Annotated in this window: 1 protein-coding gene and 1 rRNA gene; both read left to right on the top strand. The window is 73.0% G+C overall.

The features are described from left to right. A 5S ribosomal RNA gene (gene rrf, locus ESO86_RS20165) occupies positions 1 to 70 on the top strand; the annotation flags it as partial. Positions 71 to 156: 86 nt separating this feature from the next. Next, positions 157 to 1,550 (top strand): thioredoxin domain-containing protein (locus tag ESO86_RS16715; RefSeq protein WP_165308215.1); only part of this gene is annotated, 1,394 nt, incomplete at its 3' end.

Raw genomic sequence — 1,550 nt, 5'->3', positions numbered from 1 at the left:
GGAAGCTAAGACTCGCAGCGCCGATGGTACTGCAGGGGCGACCCTGTGGGAGAGTAGGACACCGCCGGACACACATTCCAGAAGAGCCACCCCGAACGGGGTGGCTCTTCTGCATTTAACCAACCAGCCCACCGAATGCGGGCATACGCTGGATCGATGGCGAACCGACTGGCCGACGCCGTGAGCCCCTACCTTCGCGCACACGCCGACAACCCCGTCGACTGGTATCCGTGGGGCGAGGAGGCCTTCGCCGATGCCCGACGCCGCGACGTCCCGGTCCTGGTGTCCATCGGCTACGCCACCTGCCACTGGTGCCACGTGATGGCTCGCGAGAGCTTCAGCGATCCGGCCATCGCCGAGATCCTCGACGACGGCTTCGTGGCGATCAAGGTCGATCGGGAGGAGCATCCCGAGGTCGACGCGAGCTACCTGGCCGCGGCATCCGCCTTCACCCGGCAGCTCGGCTGGCCGCTCACCGTCTTCGCCCGCCCCGACGGACGGGCGTTCTACGCCGGCACGTACTTCCCGCCGCGCGCGCAGCAGGGGATCCCGTCGTTCCGCGACGTGCTCGAGGCCGTCGGCGAGGCGTGGCGCGAACGCCGCGACGACCTGGACCACACCGCCGAGGCCGTCGGGGCGGCGATCGCCGCGGCATCCGTCGCCCGGACCGACGCCGGGCTGCCCGACCGGGCGGCCCTCGAGGACGCGGTGCGGGAGCTCGCCGACGACGAGGACGCCGTGCACGGCGGATTCGGATCGGCGCCGAAGTTCCCCGTCGCACCCGTCCTCGGCTTCCTCGCCGCGGCCGGTGGAACGGGACGAGCGCTCGCGATCCGCACGTTGCGCAAGATGGGCGCGTCGCCGCTCCGAGACCCCGTGGAGGGCGGGTTCTTCCGCTACGCGACGCGCGCGGACTGGAGCGAGCCGCACTACGAGCGGATGCTCACCGACAACGCCCTGCTCCTCGAGGTCGCCGCAGAGCTCTCCACGGGGGACGACCGCCCGGTGTTCCTCGAGGCCCTCGCATCGGGCGTCGTCGCGTTCCTCACGGACCGGATGCAGCTGCCCGACGGCGGCTTCGCCGCGGCCCAGGACTCCGAGAGCACCATCGACGGCCGTCGCGACGAGGGCGGCTACTACCGGCGGGATGCCGCTGGCCGGGCGCCCCTCGAACCTCCGGCGCTCGACGCGAAGCTCCTCACCGGGTGGAACGGGCTCGCGATCGGCGCGCTCGCGCGCGCCGGCCAGGTGTTCGGCGACGCCGAGGCGATCTCGACCGCACGACGCGCCGCGGACCGGCTCCTCGTCGACCACGTGCGCGGGGACGGAACGCTCGTGCGCGCGTCCCTCGACGGTCGCGCATCGAGTGCGCCCGCCACCCTCGAAGACACCGGGATGCTCGCCGGAGGACTCGTGCGGCTCGCCGTGGCGACGGGCGAGGCGCGCTACGCCGTCGCAGCCCGTGGGCTGGTCGACGCCGCGGCCGAGACGGCGGCCGCCCCGTCGAGTCGAAGCGCGGTGCCGGCCGAGGATGGCGAGGAGCAGGCGCA

It is taken from the genome of Agromyces binzhouensis, assembly GCF_004135055.1.
In the GTDB taxonomy this organism is placed as follows: domain Bacteria; phylum Actinomycetota; class Actinomycetes; order Actinomycetales; family Microbacteriaceae; genus Agromyces; species Agromyces binzhouensis.
The sequence above is the reverse complement of the archived record's forward strand: the minus strand, read 5'-3'. Positions and strand labels throughout refer to the sequence as shown.